We start from the raw sequence: 18,939 nt of genomic DNA, 5'->3' as shown, positions 1-18,939 counted from the left end.
ATTGTTAAGAAGGGTTTGCACACATGCGTTTAGATCGACTCACCACCAAGTTTCAGGAAGCTTTGGCCGACGCCCAGAGCCTGGCTGTGGGAAAAGACAACCCCACAGTTGAACCTGCACATGTGTTGTTGGCCATGCTCAAGCAGGGCGAGGGGTCTGTTCGCGGCGTCATCAGCAAGGCGGGCGGTAACCCGCAGGTGTTGGTCAAAGGCGTTGAGGCCGAGGTGAACAACCTGCCTCAAGTGGCCAACAATGCCGGTCAAATCCAGATTGGCAGCAAATTACAAGCTGCCTTGAACCTCACTGACAAAGAGGCGCAAAAGCGAGGCGACCAGTTTATTGCCAGTGAACTGTTTTTGCTGGCTTGTTTGCAAGACAGCACCGGGTTGGCCAAGGTCATGAAAGAGGCGGGCTTGAATGCCCAGTCGTTGAACACCGCAATTGAGCAGGTGCGCGGTGGCGCAGCTGTCGACAGCGCCGAGGGTGAAAGCCAGCGCGAAGCTTTGAAAAAATACACGATTGATTTAACCGAGCGCGCCCGGATGGGCAAGCTGGATCCCGTCATCGGTCGCGATGACGAAATTCGTCGTGCCATTCAAATTCTGCAGCGCCGAACCAAAAACAACCCTGTGCTGATTGGCGAGCCAGGCGTCGGAAAAACAGCCATTGTCGAAGGTCTGGCCCAACGCATCGTCAATGGCGAGGTACCCGATACCCTGAAAAACAAGCGTGTGCTGGTGCTGGACATTGCTTTGTTGTTGGCTGGTGCCAAATACCGTGGCGAGTTTGAAGAACGCTTGAAAGCGGTGTTGAAAGACATCGCAGCGGATGAAGGTCAAACCATTGTGTTCATTGATGAAATTCACACCATGGTGGGTGCTGGCAAAGCCGAGGGTGCAATTGATGCAGGCAACATGCTAAAACCTGCATTGGCCCGCGGTGAATTGCATTGCATTGGCGCCACCACCCTGGATGAATACCGCAAATACATCGAAAAAGATGCCGCACTTGAGCGTCGTTTTCAGAAAGTACTGGTCGGTGAACCCAGTGTAGAAAGCACCATTGCCATTTTACGTGGCCTGCAGGAGCGCTATGAGTTGCACCACGGGGTCGACATTACCGACCCCGCCATTGTTGCGGCTGCGGAGCTCAGCCACCGCTACATCACCGATCGCTTCCTGCCTGACAAAGCCATTGATCTGATCGATGAGGCTGCAGCCCGAATCAAGATGGAAATTGACTCCAAGCCTGAGGAAATGGACAAGCTGGATCGCCGGATCATTCAACTGAAAATTGAACGCGAAGCGGTCAAGCGTGAGCAAGACGAAGCCTCTAAAAAGCGCCTGGCCTTGATCGAAGAAGAAATTGTTCGACTTGAGCGCGAGTACGCAGACCTCGACGAAATCTGGAAAAGTGAAAAGGCCGCAGTGCAGGGCAGTGCGGCCATCAAGGAAGAAATTGATCACATTCGCGCAGAAATCGAGCAGTTGAAACGCAAGGGCGATTGGCAGAAAGTGTCTGAACTTCAGTACGGCAAATTGCCCGATCTGGAGAAAAAACTGAATGATGTGAAAGACAACGAGGGTGGAGAAAAGAAGCCGAACAGGCTGTTGCGCACCCAGGTTGGCACCGAGGAAATTGCAGAGGTGGTTAGCCGCGCAACCGGCATTCCAGTGAGCAAAATGCTGCAAGGTGAACGCGACAAGTTGTTGCAAATGGAAGCTGCCTTGCATCTGCGTGTCGTCGGGCAGGACGAAGCCGTTACTTTGGTGTCTGACGCCATTCGCCGTTCGCGTGCCGGTCTCTCTGACCCCAACAAGCCCTTGGGTTCGTTCCTGTTTCTGGGCCCCACCGGTGTGGGTAAAACAGAGCTGTGCAAGGCACTGGCTGGCTTCCTGTTTGATTCGGAAGACCATCTGATTCGCATCGACATGAGTGAGTTCATGGAGAAGCACAGTGTGAGCAGGCTGGTGGGTGCGCCTCCAGGGTATGTAGGCTACGACGAAGGCGGTTACCTGACCGAAGCCGTGCGCCGCAAACCTTACAGCGTAATTTTGCTGGATGAGGTGGAAAAGGCTCACCCCGACGTGTTCAACGTGCTGTTGCAAGTGCTGGATGATGGGCGTTTGACCGATGGGCAGGGCCGCACTGTAGACTTTAAAAATACAGTCATTGTGATGACATCCAACCTGGGTTCGCATGAAATTCAGCGTTTGGCAGGTCAGGATGGCGAGGTGATTAAAGCCGCGGTCATGGAAGAGGTGAAGCAGCACTTCCGTCCGGAATTCATCAACCGGGTGGATGAGCTGGTGGTGTTCCACGCTTTGGACAATGCGCACATTGCAAACATCGCCCGCATTCAGTTGCAGCGTTTGCAGCAGCGCCTGGCCAGCCGCGACATGCGCCTGGAAGTGAGTGATGCGGCATTGGCCGAAGTGGTCAAGGCAGGTTTTGATCCTTTGTATGGTGCAAGGCCTTTGAAGCGCGCCATTCAGCAAATCATCGAGAACCCGGTTTCAAAAATGATTCTGGAAGGCCGGTTTGGGCCGAACGATGTTGTGCCGGTTGATTTCAAGGAAGGGGCGTTCACCTTTGAACGGGTGGTTCACTGAGTGCAGCTATTTGAAATCGCATAGCTGTGCTCATCGAAGTCGCGTGGCTTCTTTATTCGAAGCCGCGTAGCTTCGTTCTTCGAAGCCGCTGAACTCTGCGCCGGAGAAGCCTTGCCCCAGTCACTTCTCTCGACAGCCCCGCCCAACGTGAATATTGCGGCGGTGGCCGTTCTGATCCCGTTCGGAATGGATGCCGCAAACGCTAACGCGTCTTGCGGAGCCGCTTCGCGTCTTGCGGAGCCGCTTCGCGTCTAATCCATTCCAAACAGGGAACGGCGGGCGGGTCTTGAACGTCGCGAGTAAGTGACTGGGGCAAGGCTTCTCCAGCGCGAATATTGGTTCTTGCGTTGACCAGTGAATTCGAGACGCTGCTGCGGACTTGCGGACTTGCGGACTTGCGGACTTGCGGACTTGCGGACTTGCGGGCTTCGCTGAGCGATGGTGTTCTTTATTCACGGTGTAGTGTCGCGATCATCTTGCCGATTCAGGTGGGCTTCCCGCTTGATGCACGGCGAGGGGCGACTCCGCAAGGAGTCGATGCGAAGACGCGTTCGCGTTTCGCATGCCCCAAGCAAGCAATCAAGAAGGGATTAAAGCCCGCCAAGGCGGGATGACGTGACCTGCACCGGAAACAATACACGAGTTCCAACGCCTTGCCCGCCAAGGCGGGATGACGTGACCTGCACCGGAAACAATACACGAGTTCCAACGCCTTGCCCGCCAAGGCGGGATGCAACAATGCACAAGCGTCGCAATGCCCACGTATCAATGCGCTGCAGCGTACATTGCCTCGCCAGCCTCGACCGGGTTACCGGTCTTGTTGAACACCTCAAGCCACACACCATAGTTGTGGACTGTGGGGTCTTGCCAAGGGTGAAACCCAGGTTTGAAGTAGTTCAACAATTTGGGCAGCAGGCTGCTATATAGCCCTTTTGGACCCAACAGCCAGACCAGGCCTTTCGAGTACATTTTGAACCGTGTCCAGCCCTTGAAACCATCGGTGCCCAGAATAATCCAGGTGAATACCAGCGTGTGTAAGGTGAAGTTGAACATGGCGTGGGCCATGGCAAGGCTTCGCTTGAAATAACCTACTTTGGCCACTTTCTGCATGACATCAAATGCCACAGCCTTGTGTTCCATTTCTTCAATGGCATGCCACGCCAACATGGCACGAACCCGATGATCTGCGCCGGCCATCACTTCCTTGCGGGCAAAAAACATCTCGGCCATCATGGCTGTGAAATGCTCCAGCGCTGCGGTCATGGCCAGGTTGTACTCTGGTGACAGAACCTGCAAACGGCGGTTCATGATCTTCGTAATCACATGCAACATTTTGTCCACTGGCACACCTTGCTCTTTCAGGCGCCTGTTGTAGTCGGTGTGAACCTTGCCATGTTGACCTTCCTGAAAGGAAAAGTCTTTCACTGCTTTCAACAACTCAGGATCGGTGATTTTGTCTTTGAAATTGCGAACGCTCGAGATGAAATAACGCTCGCCGTCCGGAAAACTCATTTGAACACCATCAATCACGCGGGTTTTGAACGCGTCTCCATCCATCCAATAGCGGGGGATGTCCTTGTCAGTGATTCCAAAATCCAGATCTTTCCGGACTACGATGTCTTCTTTGAACGATGTTGTTGTCATGACTGCCTCCTGCTGCATTGTGTGAATAAAGATTACCGAATCACCACAACACACGATATGATTTGAAATGACAAAAAGGGAAGAATTCGCGACAGGTTTAATCGTTCGCGTCACAGGAGGTTTGGTGGAAACCATCAATTTTCAAATGCTTGCAAGCCTTGCCAATGCTGCACGGCGCTGCGACATTGATTTGAACAGTGTGATGCAGGAGCTGAAACTGGAAATTGACATGACCGGGGACCCTCGTCGGCGCATGTCTTTGTCGTGCTTTAGTTCTTTGTTCTCCGCAGTTGAGGCACGCAAACCAAGCCAACACTTTCCGCTGGTGTTTGGTGATTCTTTCAACTTCGATGGTTTGCCCGAGTTGGCCACTTTTGTGACCAGTGCGTCTACTCCTCAAGAGGCCATGAGAGTATTGGACTGGTCCCCCAAGCTGCTTCATCCGAATTTGCATTTTACAACGCTCAATTTGGGTAGCGAAGCGGCGTTAGAGATCAGGGTGCCCGATCCGGAAGGCGTAAACGAAGACCTGCCAGGATTTGTCGAGGCGGCCATGTCTGCTGTTTTGAAGTTTATCCATCTTCTCAGTCCTGGCTCACACCTGATCAAGCGCATCGAATTTCGCCATGCGCCATTGACCCAGGAGTCGGCCTATCTGGAGGTGCTCAAGACCACGGTGCTGTTCAAGCAGGCCCACAATCGCTTGGTGGTGGATTCGTCTGCACTGGATTTGCCCTTGCCTGGGGGTATTCCTTCAGCACATCACAAGGCGCAGGCTGTGATTTTGAACCGCTTGTTACCGGATGTTGAAGAGCAAACCCTTGAAAAACAAATCAAGCGTTTGTTGAGGTCGCGTTTGAGTATGTTGAGTGAGCCAATACAGGTGATAGCCGATGTGCTGCATATTCACCCGCGTACCTTGCAGCGAAGGCTGAAAAGCGAGGGCAAGTCGTATGCTGAAATTCTGGGGGCTGTTCGCCACGAACTGGCCTGCGAGATGCTGAAAGGCTCGGTACTCGACATTGAAACGATTGCAGCGAATCTGGGTTATTCCGATCGTCGAAGCTTCACCAGTGCATTCTTGAAATGGCAGGGGGTCTCTCCGCGGGAATTCAGAAATCAGCAGTGAAACCGGATGGTCATGTTCCATGCCTGAATTTCATGCTTAAATTTTGGCTTTGAATTGATTCATTAAATTTTCGGAGAGCTTTATGACCCCTACCACGGACCTATGCGATGCCAACGAAGACAAAATTGGCGCGGGCACTTTGCGTGTTGTCGAGCCGATGTTTCAAAGTTGGGGCATGAAAAGCAGTTTTATGGGGCAAGCCCACACATTGAAAGTATTTGAAGACAATTCCTTGGTGCGCAGCGCCCTCGAAAAGGACGGACAAGGCAAGGTGCTGGTGGTTGATGGTGGTGGCAGCATGCGTTGCGCCTTGGTGGGCGGCAACCTTGGCATGTTGGCTGAAAAAAACAACTGGGCAGGTATTGTGGTGTACGGCTGCGTGCGCGACACCCTCGAATTGGATGAATGCAATGTGGGAATTCGTGCACTGGCCGCGCATCCCATGAAAAGCCAGAAGCGAGGCACGGGTCACGAGAACATCGAAGTGGCCTTGAGTTTCACCACTGTGCGCCCTGGCAATTGGGTGTATGCGGACGAGGATGGTGTTTTGATTTCAGAAACAGCCTTGATCTGATTGTTTCAGGACAGGTCGCCGGTTAAAAAATTCGGTGGCCTTGTTTCATCGGTTTGAATCAACGAAGTTCGACTCACCTTTATTGCGCCGGTGTCAGAAACGATTGATATTTCATCTTACCCTTGTTTCACGATGGGCAGCCTGCCATAAGTTTTTACCAGCGAGTCGACAATTTCATTGGTGCTTTTGTCCGCGCCAGCCGTCACGCACAAAAATTTACCAGGATTCGGAATCAATTGATAAATTCGATCAACTGATTCTTTAATCTTGTGCAATTGATCCGGTTGTATGTGAGCCACCAAGGCCTTGCCATCGGACTCGCGCCACAAAGCCAGGCCCACGCAAAGCGCGCACCCTGTCGTGCCAATCCGAGTGGAATCGCTTTGGTTCGAAGCCGGGGAAAGTAAACCATATTGGTTTTGACCAATCATGTGGGTGGCTAGCAAGCGAGTCATGTGAATGTCTGTTGGATATTTTTTGTTGAGTGGTCCGGCAAGATCAAAATGTTCACACGAACCATTTTTAGAAGGTTGCGCCGCATGATTTAGAGTGTTCACTCTTTTTCATTTAGAGAAAAAGTATTTCATATCGTGATTAATTTCAGATAAGTATTTGATTTTAAACGATACGAAAAAAAGTCTTGTATAAGATATAACTCTTGTTGCTCTGCGAAATGATCTGTAAGATACGGCTCATCACCTGATCGACACCACTTGCCCAAGTGATACCCGCGTAGCTGCACCCGCAGGGCACCGCAAGTAGGCCATCAAGCGAACCGTTTTCTTTTTTCTCTATTGCCTTCTGAGGACATCACTATGAAATCTTTTGACCAACAGGTTCAAGAACTCAACAAAGACTGGGAAACCAACCCACGCTGGAAGCTGGTAAAGCGCGGCTACAAGGCCGAAGACGTGGTACGTCTGCGTGGTTCAGTTCAGCCAGAGTACACACTGGCCAAGCGCGGCGCTGAAAAGCTGTGGGAAAAAGTGAACGGTGGCGCCAAGAAGGGCTACGTAAACGCTTTCGGCGCAATCACTGCTGGTCAGGCCATGCAGCAAGCCAAAGCTGGTTTGGAAGCTGTTTACCTGTCAGGCTGGCAAGTTGCTGCCGACGGCAACAGCTCCGAAACAATGTACCCCGACCAGTCACTGTACGCCTATGACTCAGTGCCAAAAATGGTTCGTCGTATCAACAACACATTCCAGCGCGCTGACGAAATTCAGTGGAAGAACATTTGCGACGGCAAGATGAAGGCCGAAGACGCAATCGATTACTTCCTGCCAATCGTTGCCGACGGTGAAGCTGGTTTCGGTGGTGTTTTGAACGCCTATGAACTGATGAAGAACATGATCGCCTCTGGCGCCGCCGGTGTTCACTTCGAAGACCAATTGGCTGCTGTAAAGAAGTGTGGTCACATGGGTGGCAAGGTGCTGGTTCCAACCGCTGAAGCCATTCAAAAGTTGATCGCTGCACGTTTGGCTGCCGACGTAATGGGTGTTCCATCCATCGTTCTGGCCCGTACCGACGCTGAAGCCGCCAACCTGCTGACTTCTGATTTCGATGAGAACGACAAGCCATTCCTGACTGGTGAGCGCACTGCCGAAGGTTTCTACCGTGTGAAGAACGGTCTGGAACAAGCCATTTCCCGCGGTATCGCCTACGCGCCTTATGCTGACCTGGTATGGTGTGAAACAGGTACACCTGACATCGGTTTTGCCCGTGAATTCGCGCAGGCCGTTCTGGAAAAGAATCCAGGCAAGCTGTTGAGCTACAACTGCTCACCCTCTTTCAACTGGAAGAAAAACCTGAACGACAGCCAGATCGCTTCCTTCCAGGAAGAACTGAGCGCACTGGGCTACAAGTACCAGTTCATCACTTTGGCTGGTATCCACGTCAACTGGTACAACACATTCCAGTTTGCCCACGCATACGCTCGTGGCGAAGGCATGAAGCACTATGTGAACATGGTTCAAGAACCTGAGTTCGCAGCACGTGAAAAAGGTTATACTTTTGTATCTCACCAGCAGGAAGTGGGCGCAGGTTACTTCGACGATGTAACTACTGTGATCCAGGGTGGCGCTTCTTCAGTAACAGCCTTGACAGGTTCTACAGAAGAAGAACAGTTCCACTGATCCGCTGGTTGAACTGAATTTGTCGGCAATCTTGGCAGTCTCCCACCCCAGGAGGGGTGGATAGATTGACCGACGGAGGGGGAGAGGAGACAAGCTCAAAAAATCAATTCAAGAGTATTTTTCCCCTTGCTGAGCCTTTACAAAAGGCTCAACAGCGAGTGCTGAAGCCCGGTAAGAAACTTGCCGGGCTTTTTATTTGGTGCCACTCAAGCTGTCTGTCTGGCCTTGATCAGGTCATGAACAATGGCGTCGCTCAAAGTGTCTTCCCATCGGTAAACATGCACATCGGGCAGCGCGTCGAGCATTTGCTTTTCCTCCTTCGAGTACGCCTGAACAAACACTTGAATCGCTGGGTTCAGCATTTTGGCGTTCTCAATCATCTGGGTCAGCCCCGGAGTATCGCCTGTGGCGATGATCAGGCTATTGGCGTTGGTGGTGTGCGCTTGAACCAAAGTCACCGGATCTGCATATTCGCCAGACACGGCAGCCTGTCCATTCTTTCTCAGTTTGGCCACCACTTCACGGCTGGTGTCCACAATGACCATGGGTACATTTTTTTTCTTCAGTGACTTGGCAATTTTTTTACTGAGCTCCGTGTGACCTACCAGCACAACGTGTTTGCCGAGGTATTTGCCATCGGTTTGTTGAGGGAGTTCTTCCATGGTGTGGCTGCGCGCATTCAAATTGCGTACCCATTGAAACCGTCTCACCATTCCGTCATTCAATTTTGGGATCAAAGAGAACACCACGGGGTTCAGGGCAATCGATAAAATTGCGCCCGATACAACAAGGCTTTGTACCTGAAGATCTACAAGACCGAGATACAACCCCAGCCCAATCAAGATGAAAGAGAATTCACCGATTTGAGCAAGGCTGGCCGCAATTATCAAGGCGCTTTTCAAGGGGTACTTGAACATCAATACCAGCACCCCGGCGGCCAGCGATTTGCCCAACACAATAATTGCCACCACGGCGAGCACGCGAAGTGGGTATTCGAGGATGACGTCAAGTTGAAACAACATGCCTACAGAAACAAAAAACAGAACGGCGAAGGCATCCCGCAAGGGCAGGGACTCCTCGGCTGCGCGGTGGCTCAGTTCTGATTCCCGCATCACCATGCCTGCGAAGAAGGCGCCAAGTGCGAAGGACACATCGAACAGCCCTGCGGCAACGAAAGCGAGACTGATGGCCATTGCAATGACTGAGAGTGTGAACAATTCACGGGAACCCGTTTTCGCAATGTGCCAAAGCATCCAGGGAATCACCCGCTTGCCCACCACCAGCATCAAGCCCATAAAAAGCGCCACCTTCACCAGAGTGAAACCAATGTCGAAGACCAGATTGGTCTCTGGATCCAGGGTTCCGCCTTTCAACAAACCTGCCAGTGGCGGAAGCAAAACCAGAATCAGTACCATGGCCAGGTCTTCAACCACCAGCCAACCCACCGCAATTTGACCGTTTGCACTGGTCAACATGCCGCGGGCTTCCAGTGCCTTCAGCAATACCACGGTGCTGGCCACTGACAATGCAAGGCCAAACACCAGGCTCTGGCCCATGGGCCAATCCCAGAAATAGGCCACTCCCATGCCAAGTAGAGTTGCGGCTGTCATTTGAACGATGGCGCCCGGCACGGCAATCTTCTTCACGGCCAGCAAATCATTGAGCGAGAAGTGCATACCCACACCGAACATGAGCAGCATTACACCGACTTCCGCCAGTTGATTGGTCAGCGCGGGGTCGGCGACAAATCCAGGTGTGGCTGGACCAATCAGAAATCCGGCGACCAGATAGCCCAACAAGGCTGGAGCCTTCAGTTTTTCTGCAATAAAACCGAAAATGAGCGCAAGGCCAAAGCCAAATGCCAAGGTGGCAATCAGGGAAACGTCATGGGGCATGATGGGGTATTCCAAATGGTATTGTTCTAATGATAGCAAGTGCGTATGGAACACACCTGCTTCATAGACAAGGACTTGGCCCCAAAGTTGCGTAGAGAATGCGTCTTATTCTGTCTTGAATACTTTGACAGCATTCATCATCGATTGCGAAACGCTCGACAAGTGTGTCGCAACTTGTGTGTTTTGCTGGGCAGCAGCCGTATTTTCTTCGGTCATTTGAGCGACACGCTCTACGTTACGGCTGATCTCTATGCTGACATTCGATTGCTCTTTCATGGACACTGCGATGGCGGCAATTGCCTCAGATACCCGATCCGAATCAGACTTGATTTTCTGGATGGTAGTGTTTACCACATCCGCTTGATTGATTCCCTCCTGCACCAATTGCACCGAGGCATCCATCGACTTCACCGCACCTTGCGTGATGTTCTGGATTTCAAAAACCATGCTGGAGACTCTGTCCGTTGACCCTTTGGTTTGCTCAGCCAGTTTTCGCACCTCATCAGCCACCACTGCAAAGCCACGCCCCTGTTCGCCAGCACGCGCAGCTTCAATCGCTGCATTCAGGGCAAGCAGGTTGGTACGGTCTGCAATCTCAGTGATCGTGGATACGATTTCGGAAATGTCTGCCGATTGTTTCTCCAGTGTCTGGACAGCTTGCGCACTGGTTTTTACGGCCTGCGCAATTCGCTGAATGCCCGCAACCACCTCACTCAAAGTCACCATGCCATTGTCGGCCGATTCGCGTGCCGCATTGGCGGTGGCCGTGGCATCGTTTGAATTCTCGGAAATTTGAGAAATACTGACGGTCAGCTCTTCGACTGCTGCAGCCATGGATGACGTGGCATCGGCTTGCTCCACACCCGCATTGGCCATGGTTGATGAAGATTCTTTGACCTGTGTAGCACTGCTGCTTAATTCCAGCGCAGAGTGGCGAATGCCATCAATCAGTTTCTTCAAGTTGCCCTGCGCGGTCGCCAAAGCGGCCAGCAACTGGTCCACTTCGTCTTTGTTCTGGTGGTGAATGGGGCTGTTCAATTCTCCGTTGGCCAGGGCATTGATGTGTTTGCCTGCAGTGCCCAATTTGTTGTGCAATAACTTCACCAAACTGATGGTGGCAAAAACGCCCACCACAAAGCTTGCAATCAGGGCGGCTGCCACAGACCACAAAGCCGTTTGGTATGTCGTTTCGGCCGCCTGAGTACGAACCTTCAACAAATTCAGTTCTTCTTGTTCAATCTGCCCAATCAGCTCCCGCATTTTGTCCATGATGGGTTTGCCGGACAAGGCGATGAACCGGTTCATGAACTCGGTCTGATCGATCTCCTGATTGTTCAGTGACTGACGCAACTCAATGTTCTTCTCGATTGAAAGATTCAGCCAGTTCGAATACATGTCCCGCAGTTGGCTCAATCTCTCGGTTTGTGTCGGGTTGTCCGAAGTGAGTTTGATCGCTGCATCGAAGTGGATGTCAATTTCCTTTTTACCTTCGGTGTAGGGCTCCAGATAAGTGGGGTATCCCGTCACCAAAAAGCCGCGTTGACCGGTTTCGATATTGGTCATGTTTTCCCGGATCAGACCGACCTCTCGCAACACTTCATGGGTGTGCTCATTGGCCTGAGCTCCATCCATGATTTTCTTGGCGTTGATCAGGCCCAGTGCGCCTGTGAGCAGGCCCAAGACAATGACGAGAGCGAAGCCAAAACCGAGTTTGGCACGTATGGTATTGAACATGGCACTTCCTTTGTGGTGGTTTACTTGTTGTAGTGCGCCAAGTATCGCCAATGTTCACAAAGTGAAGCATCTCTAGTTTTGGGGGATTCCCCTTTTGAGTGCTTTGGAGTTAAAGCGATTCGGTGGATTGCTGACCCTGAATGTCAAGCAGTATTCGAATCAATGTCTCTTTCTTGAATGGTTTGATGACATGTTCACACATGCCAGCATTCAGAATGTCCATACGATCCTGTTCGCTGGCCGATGCAGTTACGGCGACAATCGGTGGAGCCGCGTTGCCCAGTTCCTCAAGAATTCTTGCAGTGGCCTCATAGCCATCCATTTCAGGCATTTGCAAGTCCATCAACACCATGTCATAACGCTCTGTAACACAGGCTTGCACAGCTTCTTTGCCATTTTCTGCAAGATGCACCTGTGCGCCCCATTTCTTGAGCATTTCCGAGGCCACCATACGGTTTAGTTTGTGGTCGTCAACGACAAGCACCCGCTTGTTCAACATGGGTGGAACGGAAGGGCCCGTTTCCGCAGGCGCTGTCTGGGTTTGCAATTTCAGGGCCTGCTGATCCTCTGCCCGGATCTGGAATTCCGGTTCTATGCAATCCACCGTGAAATGGAAGGTGGTACCCAAACCTGGTGTGCTTTCTACCCAAATTTGTCCGCCCATCAACTCAACCAGATTTTTACAGATCGACAGGCCCAGACCAGCGCCACCATACCGGCGTGAGGAGCTGTCATCGACCTGGCTGAAAGGCTGGAAGATGGCTGCGCACTGTTCCTCGTTCATGCCAATGCCAGTGTCTTTCACACTGAACTGCAACTGCCTGCCGTTGGCCAGGCTTTGAACCTGCAAATGAATCCGTCCCTTGTCGGTGAACTTCAAGGCATTGGACAGCAGATTGTTCAAAATTTGCGCCAGGCGCAGTCGGTCACCTTTCAGGCTGACGGGACAGTTTGCGTCTTTGGTGCAATACAGTTGAATTGCTTTTTCTTCGGCCCTGTACGCAAACAAATCGGTGGCTTTGCTCAGTACCTGATCCAACAGGAAACGGTTGTGGCTGAGTTCCAGTTTGTTGGCTTCAACCCTTGAAATATCCAGAATATCGTTCAACACGTTCAGCAATACATCGGCTGCCGAGCCGATTTTGCTGAGGTAGTCGCGTTGCTTGGCTTGCAGTTCGGTGTCTTCCAGTAATTGCAGCAAGCCTACGATTGCATTCATGGGGGTACGTATTTCATGGCTCATATTGGCCAGAAAAGCGCCTTTTGCCTTGCTCGCGGCCTCGGCCTGTTGAGTGCGCTCGGTGAGTACGTGGTTGATCCGTTCTAGCTCGCGTTGTTGGGCCTTGAAGTCGGTAATGTTCGTCGAAATCGAGAAGAAGCCCTCAACCTTGCCGTACAGTACATCCGGAATCAAATGCACCAGCATGTCGGCATAGCCACCAGAGGGCAAGGGTTTTCGTCGCTCAAAACGCTGCTTCTCTCCTTTCAGTACACCCAGCACATAGTGGTGATCATGAATGAACAGTTCTTCACCCAGCACCTTGCGCATGTGCTGGCCTCGCATTTTGTCTGCTGGAATATTCGACCATTTTTCATGGTTGCGGTTTGCAAAATGGCAACGCAAATCCGTACTCCAGTACGACACCAATCCCGGCAAACATTCAGACAAAGTTCGCAGAAAATGCTCCCGCTCAATCAGCGTGGCCTCATTTCGTTTGCGCTCTGATATGTCTTGAATCTGGGAAATAAAGTAGATCACCCGACCTTTGTCATTGCGCACTGCCGAGACCGACAGGTGAACCCACACCACATGCCCTTCTTTGTGAATGTAGCGTTTTTCAAGTTGATAATTGTGACGACGCCCCTTGAGTACATCGCGCACCAGATGGGTGTGCTGCATGGTGTCTTGAGGGTGCGTAATCGCGTCAAAACTAAACCCCAGCAATTCCTCTTCGCTGTAACCAAGAATGTCAGAGAGTGCTTTGTTGACCTGTAAAAACTGACCCTTGAAGTCCAGCATCGCCATGCCGATTGCCGCCCATTCAAACGAGGAACGGAATCTGGCCTCGGCCTCACGCAAAGCGTCTTCAAACTGGCGCTGTACAGTCACATCCACATTCACCCCAATCATTCGGAATGGAATGCCTTTGGCGTTTCTGTGGGTTTTCGCGCGGGCCTGAATGTTGCGAATGCGCCCATCGCTCGCCCGGCGAATGTTGAAGTTGAATTGAAAGGTGTCCTGGTTTTTTGAAGCTTCGAGCAACACAGTACCCAGCTTGTTGACATCCTCAGGGACCACATAATTCAGCCACTCTTTGTACGACACGAGTTCCTGTTCATCTTTCACGCCGTAGATTTTGCGCATGGCACTGTCCCAGCGAATGAACTTGTCCTGGATGTTGTATTCCCAAACTCCAATACCCGCGCTCTCCGTGGCGAGTTGAAAACGCTCATCATTGAATTGCTGGTCGGCTTTGGCTTTTTCTCTCGCCAACACCTGTTGGGCCTGATAGGTCATGCTGGCTTTCACCATCAGCACCGCCAATATGCAAAAGGCAACGTAACCCAGAAACAGACTGATGGTCTGCTCCCGCCACTGCACCTTCATGGGCGCTGCATCCGCCCAAGTGATCAGGTAGAGGGGAATGGGCGTGTTTAACTGATCCGAATTGGCCAGTGACAGGCTTGCAAAATAATGATCCTTGAACAACCCATGCTCAACTAAATTTCTTGCAGCCTGTGGTGTATCAGCCAGCGATCGAAAAGATTCAAAGTAGGGCAATTGTTTGCCCACAATCTGGCTGAATTCCGGTTGAATCAATAAAACAGTGCCGTCTTTATAAGCCAACCCACTGCGCATGTGCTCGCTTAGCTGAAGGGATGAAATTTTGCGCTCCAGGTAGCGGGCATTGAATCGGCCTTGAATGACACCCAGCATCTCGCCCCGAGTGTCTTTGATCTGGTAGTTGACAACCAGCACCAATTGCCTGTCGTCGTTGAACCCATGGGAGAACGAGACCAGCCTCTCGTTGTGCAGCAGCCGTGCATTCGGGGTGAAGTCAGCTTTGGTGTTGATAAGGTGTTTGTCTACTCCGGTTTGCCCCAAAATATTGCCGACCGAGTCTCTGGCAATAATGGTTTCCATGGCGGGCAAGGCGCTTTTCAACAACTCAAGTCGCTTGTGGATGTTGGTGCTGTTGTTGACTTCAATATTGTCTGAGAGCTGTAAGGTGGCTTCATCAAATGACCGGACAATTGCACTGAACTCATCGTGCAGAATATCGTGAAGCAATCGTAGCTGAGTCTGCGTATTGTGTTCAGCTGAATTGTTGATGCGTCGCAAGTCTGCGGCGGCCATCGCAAGCAAAGCAAGGCCAAGCACGCAGAGCATGGCTGCGGCGAGAATCCATTGATATCGGATTTTGCTTGTAGTCAACTGATACGACCTGTGGCAAGTGGAAAAAGGGGAGCTGATTCTTCGGGGCATATCACCCCACAGCTATTTTGTTACACCTGCCCGCGCATCAATTCGAGGATTAAAGGGGCCTTTTCGCGGTTTATTGCCCTCAAGTTTCAGGTATTCCAGTAAGAGTCAACGCTGTAGCGGTGTTTCAGAAAATCGATCCACAAACGCACGCGCAAGGGGAGGTGCCTTCTTTGAGGGAATACGGCGTAAATGGCGTTCGGAGGTGCAATAAACTCGTCCAGCACCGTCACGAGACTTCCATTGCGAAGATGTGGTTGAACTTCCCATCGGCTTCGCCACGCCAGGCCAGCATCGTTCAAAGCCCAGTCCAGAATGGATGAACCATCATTGCAAGAGAGGCTGCCGCTTACCCGGATGGACGTTGCCTCACCGTTGATGGTGAAGAGCCAACCGCCTGGTGCGCCCGAGCTCACCAGGTTCAGGCAGTTGTGATTCACCAGATCGCCCGGATGCATCGGGCAGCCGTGGCGCTGAAGGTAGGTGGGAGTGGCCACCACCAGTCTCTGGTTGTCGGCCAGTTTTACACCCACCAGGCTGGAATCGGGCAATACACCAATTCTTACAGCACAGTCCATGTTTTCGTTTAACAAATCGACTACCCGGTCTGAGAGGTCGAGTGACACAGTGACTTCCGGATGTTCTCGCACAAAATCATGCACCAAAGGGGCCACATGCTGCCTTCCAAATCCGCCTGGTGCGGACACGCGAAGGTGTCCACTGGCTTTGATTCCACCCAGACTGACGCTGGCCTCAGCATTGGCCAGGTCATTCAATATTCGCTGGCAGTCTTCAAGGAATGCCGAGCCCTCATAGGTCAGATTCAAAGTCCGGGTGGTGCGAAGCAATAGTTTGACCCCCAGGCGCTCCTCCAGTGCATCCAGTCTTCGGCTGATTACCGCGGGTGCTACGCCTTCTTCTCTGGCCGCGGCCGAAAGACTGCCCTTGGTCGCCACGGCAGCAAAGGTGGTGATTTGTTTGAAGTGGTCCATGTTTTTGCTTAAAAGGTAAAAATGTATTCAATTAACCGAAAGAGTACGGTGGTTTTATTCAATAAACTAGAGATTAATCCATGTGAATGTCGAGGTACGAGCAATGGCGACTCCCCAATTGGTTCTTTTTGATGCCTATGGCACCCTGTTTGATGTGTATTCCGTGTCCAGTACCGCCGAACAAATTTTTCCTGGTCATGGATCTGCGCTTTCAGTGTTGTGGCGTGACAAGCAGATTGAATACACCCGCCTGCGCGCCATGGCCGAACGTTACAAACCTTTTTGGGATATCACCATTGATGCGTTGCGATACGCCTGCGAGGTGCTAAAACTCGATTTGACAGAAGAACGGCAACGTCGGTTGTTGAATGTGTATTCAAGTCTGGCCGCCTATCCGGAAAACCGAGCGGTTTTGCAGGCACTCAAAGACCGTGGAATCAAAACTGCAATTCTGTCCAATGGCAATCCAGAGATGTTGAATGTGGCCGTACGTGGCGCCAACTTTCAGGATTTGCTGGATGCGGTGTTGTCAGTCGATGCGCTGCAAACCTTCAAAATTCATGGTTCTGTCTATCAAATGGGCCTTGATCACTTCGGTGTAAGGGCTGCGGATGCGCTGTTCGTCTCCAGCAATTGTTGGGACGCCTGCGGTGCTACCTGGTTTGGTTTACCAACTCTATGGGTGAACCGCGCTGGCTTACCTTTGGAGCGGTTGGATGTCGAGCCCATGGCCACGGGTCGGAATTTGAACGATGTCTTGTCCCTCGTATGAGGGAGTGGTGGTCCCGGTTTTTGCCAGCAACCCAGAATCATGTCACTGTGGTGAAAAAATACTGTCAATCCTTGTCTTGAATTCAAGCAAAGGAAGTTGTAATGGCTGGCTCCCCACCATTGGTCTCAACCCATACGGGCGCTGTTGCGCCAGTTCAATCAAGGTACTCTCCCGACAAAGACGATTTTTCATTGCAAAAATGCCGGGCACACACCATTCGCAAGGCGAATTACAAATCGTTGGGCAATGGGCAACTGGTTCGCACGGGCTGGCAATCCAGGCTGAGGGCATGGGTTGAGGGTAACAATGCAGACCAGCGCTATCACCGGGCGGCTTATGAAAGCAGCCAGCGGGTGTCGGCGGCACTTTTCTCAGAACAATACAAATGCGCATGCGAGGGTAAACCGGCGAATGTTTCAAGCAGCCCATTGGTCAAGGCGCGTTTTTACAGGCAAGACAACTTGCGGTTCAACCCGCAACTACGTCACCCCGGGTTTGGTCTGTCCACACAGGATCAACGCGCAGTCAAGCTTTCCAGATGGGCCCATTACGCCAATGGCGTGACGGAGCTGGGCGCAGCACCCACCGGGTTGTTGCTCAAGATCAGCAAAATATGGTTCACGCCAAAGCAGGATGACAAGTCCTTTACAAGTCAATTGCGCGTGCTTGCGGTATTGCCTGTGGTCGCGGGAATTGTCGCGTTGTTCTCCCGCGGAGTATTCATCGAAGGCATGCACAAGGCGCTCAACAATGTGAAACAGGCCTTGCAAACCGATATGCGCGCGCTGGCTTGTAGCTTCAGCGCCATATCCGCAGTGTCTGCTTTGGTTTCGCTGGCCCTGGGGGCAGGTAGTTGTCTCGCTGGCTCAAGGTCGAACCTGAGCAGTGCGGTCACGGATCTGATTCAATTCAACAAGGACAGGCACCTTCACCGTGTTTTTTTATTGCTGAACGATGTGAAAGACAAGCCTGGTGCAGCCTTGCTGCTTTCCAGGGCTTTGCGGCAAAAGATCGGGCAAAAGTATTGCACGGGTGATGGGACTCCCATTCTTTTGAATCGTTTACTGAGCAATCTACGTGGCAAGCAGAATGAGGTGGAAGTTAAACGGGCCATTGAAAGGACGATTGGATCTTACCTGACAGAATGGAGTCCTTGGGGTAGCACACCGGGCCGTTTTCTGGATCCCAAGTCTGACAAAGCTGAACTGTTGGCCCGTGAGAATCATTTTCTGGCCTTGACCAATCTGGTTGAGCATTCCGCCGTTCATGCGGATCCTCACAAGAAATTCATGGACATTCGTCACCACATTGAAAGTGGGGCAGAGAAGTTGCGAAAGCGTATTCTGGAGGGTCCTGGTAGTTTGCTCAATGTGCTTGGTTCTGCCCGGAAAGACACCCAGGGTTCTGGCTCTTTGTTAGGGCACCCGGCGAAAGGACTGCGTTACAGCGCAGAGAACATTTTGAATAATTCCCACCAGTATGGACCGTTGACCCGTGGCTTGGCGAAGTTTTCAGAGGGTTTGAGGGTGTTTAATCATGGCGTCCTTTTGTCTCTCAACTACCAGTTGACTCGCCCAATTGCCAAGCTGGCGGGTTACATCACGGAGACTGCACTTAAACGGCCCAACTCCCGTGTGACCAGTTTTAGCATTGGCAGGGCGATCGCCAGCTCGATCTGGGCAGCCGTCGATGCGTTTTTGATACTTTCTTTGGCAGCTGGCAATGGCGTGGCCTTGGGCGGACCTGAGGCCGCAACCAAGGTGAAGTTTCCGCTCAATATTCCGTTTGGGTCTATCAGCCTGGGAGTCTCCATTATTAGCACAGCCGCACAAATGCTGGTCGTGGCTCTACCGGCCGCTATTTTAATGGGGGCTGCAAAAGGTGCTTGTTACATTGAAGGTTGGAATGGAAATACAGCAAGACCACTGGACGTGATTGGCAGTCGACGACGGTCAGTCGCCTGGATTTGAA

Annotated in this window: 12 protein-coding genes; 6 read left to right on the top strand and 6 right to left on the bottom strand. The window is 51.8% G+C overall.

Features of this window, described 5'->3' with window-relative positions; all coding sequences use genetic code 11:
- The first annotated feature begins 23 nt into the window (after positions 1-23).
- Positions 24-2,612 carry an ATP-dependent chaperone ClpB gene (gene clpB / locus A0129_RS02970; RefSeq protein WP_291712284.1) on the top strand — a complete coding sequence of 863 codons (2,589 nt, stop codon included), beginning with the start codon at positions 24-26 and terminating at the stop codon, positions 2,610-2,612.
- A gap of 765 nt (positions 2,613-3,377) precedes the next feature.
- On the opposite strand, the gene A0129_RS02965 is transcribed toward clpB, so the two are convergent.
- Positions 3,378-4,256 carry a metal-dependent hydrolase gene (locus A0129_RS02965; protein ID WP_291712282.1) on the bottom strand — a complete coding sequence of 293 codons (879 nt, stop codon included), beginning with the start codon at positions 4,254-4,256 and terminating at the stop codon, positions 3,378-3,380.
- A 124-nt stretch (positions 4,257-4,380) separates the two neighbouring features.
- Between A0129_RS02965 and A0129_RS02960 the strand changes: the two genes are divergently transcribed.
- Both A0129_RS02960 and rraA read left to right on the top strand, forming a co-directional pair.
- Entirely contained in the window at positions 4,381-5,385 is a 1,005-nt protein-coding gene (locus tag A0129_RS02960; RefSeq protein WP_291712280.1) for an AraC family transcriptional regulator, read from the top strand.
- An 82-nt stretch (positions 5,386-5,467) separates the two neighbouring features.
- Positions 5,468-5,959 (top strand): ribonuclease E activity regulator RraA, encoded by a 492-nt coding sequence (gene rraA, locus A0129_RS02955; RefSeq protein ID WP_291712278.1) that lies wholly within the window; start codon positions 5,468-5,470, stop codon positions 5,957-5,959.
- 116 nt (positions 5,960-6,075) lie between these two features.
- On the opposite strand, the gene A0129_RS02950 is transcribed toward rraA, so the two are convergent.
- Positions 6,076-6,414 carry a hypothetical protein gene (locus A0129_RS02950; protein ID WP_291712276.1) on the bottom strand — a complete coding sequence of 113 codons (339 nt, stop codon included), beginning with the start codon at positions 6,412-6,414 and terminating at the stop codon, positions 6,076-6,078.
- 360 nt (positions 6,415-6,774) lie between these two features.
- On the opposite strand from A0129_RS02950, the gene aceA reads away from it, so the two are divergent.
- Positions 6,775-8,091, top strand: coding sequence for an isocitrate lyase (aceA, locus tag A0129_RS02945; protein ID WP_206018588.1), 1,317 nt, complete (start codon positions 6,775-6,777; stop codon positions 8,089-8,091).
- A gap of 206 nt (positions 8,092-8,297) precedes the next feature.
- Here aceA and A0129_RS02940 read toward each other — a convergent pair whose 3' ends face one another.
- The 4 genes from A0129_RS02940 to A0129_RS02925 all read right to left on the bottom strand — a co-directional run bounded on the left by A0129_RS02940 (position 8,298) and on the right by A0129_RS02925 (position 16,196).
- A complete protein-coding gene (locus A0129_RS02940) occupies positions 8,298-9,986 on the bottom strand; it encodes a cation:proton antiporter (protein WP_291712275.1) in 1,689 nt (562 codons plus the stop codon).
- A gap of 105 nt (positions 9,987-10,091) precedes the next feature.
- Positions 10,092-11,720, bottom strand: a complete 1,629-nt coding sequence (locus tag A0129_RS02935; protein WP_291712273.1) for a methyl-accepting chemotaxis protein — start codon at positions 11,718-11,720, stop codon at positions 10,092-10,094.
- Positions 11,721-11,829: 109 nt separating this feature from the next.
- Positions 11,830-15,156, bottom strand: coding sequence for a PAS domain S-box protein (locus A0129_RS02930; RefSeq protein ID WP_291712271.1), 3,327 nt, complete (start codon positions 15,154-15,156; stop codon positions 11,830-11,832).
- Positions 15,157-15,293: 137 nt separating this feature from the next.
- Positions 15,294-16,196, bottom strand: a complete 903-nt coding sequence (locus tag A0129_RS02925; protein ID WP_291712269.1) for a LysR family transcriptional regulator — start codon at positions 16,194-16,196, stop codon at positions 15,294-15,296.
- Positions 16,197-16,299: 103 nt separating this feature from the next.
- Here A0129_RS02925 and A0129_RS02920 point away from each other — a divergent pair, with 103 nt between their 5' ends.
- Together A0129_RS02920 and A0129_RS02915 are read left to right on the top strand one after the other, a co-directional pair.
- Positions 16,300-16,968: a haloacid dehalogenase type II gene (locus A0129_RS02920; RefSeq protein ID WP_291712267.1), complete on the top strand. Its 669-nt coding sequence runs from the start codon at positions 16,300-16,302 to the stop codon at positions 16,966-16,968.
- 101 nt (positions 16,969-17,069) lie between these two features.
- On the top strand, positions 17,070-18,938 hold the full coding sequence (locus tag A0129_RS02915) for a hypothetical protein (RefSeq protein WP_291712265.1): 1,869 nt from the start codon (positions 17,070-17,072) through the stop codon (positions 18,936-18,938).
- Position 18,939 lies beyond the last annotated feature (1 nt).

This window comes from Limnobacter sp. CACIAM 66H1 (assembly GCF_001601825.1).
In the GTDB taxonomy this organism is placed as follows: Bacteria; Pseudomonadota; Gammaproteobacteria; order Burkholderiales; family Burkholderiaceae_B; genus Limnobacter.
The sequence above is the reverse complement of the archived record's forward strand: the minus strand, read 5'-3'. Positions and strand labels throughout refer to the sequence as shown.

Excerpts from the sequence above, each read along its gene's own strand:
- A0129_RS02920 (WP_291712267.1), top strand. The coding sequence starts at position 16,300 with ATGGCGACTCCCCAATTGGTTCTTTTTGATGCCTATGGCACCCTGTTT.
- aceA (WP_206018588.1), top strand. The coding sequence starts at position 6,775 with ATGAAATCTTTTGACCAACAGGTTCAAGAACTCAACAAAGACTGGGAA.
- A0129_RS02940 (WP_291712275.1), bottom strand. The coding sequence starts at position 9,986 with ATGCCCCATGACGTTTCCCTGATTGCCACCTTGGCATTTGGCTTTGGC.
- A0129_RS02950 (WP_291712276.1), bottom strand. The coding sequence starts at position 6,414 with ATGACTCGCTTGCTAGCCACCCACATGATTGGTCAAAACCAATATGGT.
- A0129_RS02925 (WP_291712269.1), bottom strand. The coding sequence starts at position 16,196 with ATGGACCACTTCAAACAAATCACCACCTTTGCTGCCGTGGCGACCAAG.
- rraA (WP_291712278.1), top strand. The coding sequence starts at position 5,468 with ATGACCCCTACCACGGACCTATGCGATGCCAACGAAGACAAAATTGGC.
- A0129_RS02915 (WP_291712265.1), top strand. The coding sequence starts at position 17,070 with ATGGCTGGCTCCCCACCATTGGTCTCAACCCATACGGGCGCTGTTGCG.
- clpB (WP_291712284.1), top strand. The coding sequence starts at position 24 with ATGCGTTTAGATCGACTCACCACCAAGTTTCAGGAAGCTTTGGCCGAC.
- A0129_RS02965 (WP_291712282.1), bottom strand. The coding sequence starts at position 4,256 with ATGACAACAACATCGTTCAAAGAAGACATCGTAGTCCGGAAAGATCTG.
- A0129_RS02935 (WP_291712273.1), bottom strand. The coding sequence starts at position 11,720 with ATGTTCAATACCATACGTGCCAAACTCGGTTTTGGCTTCGCTCTCGTC.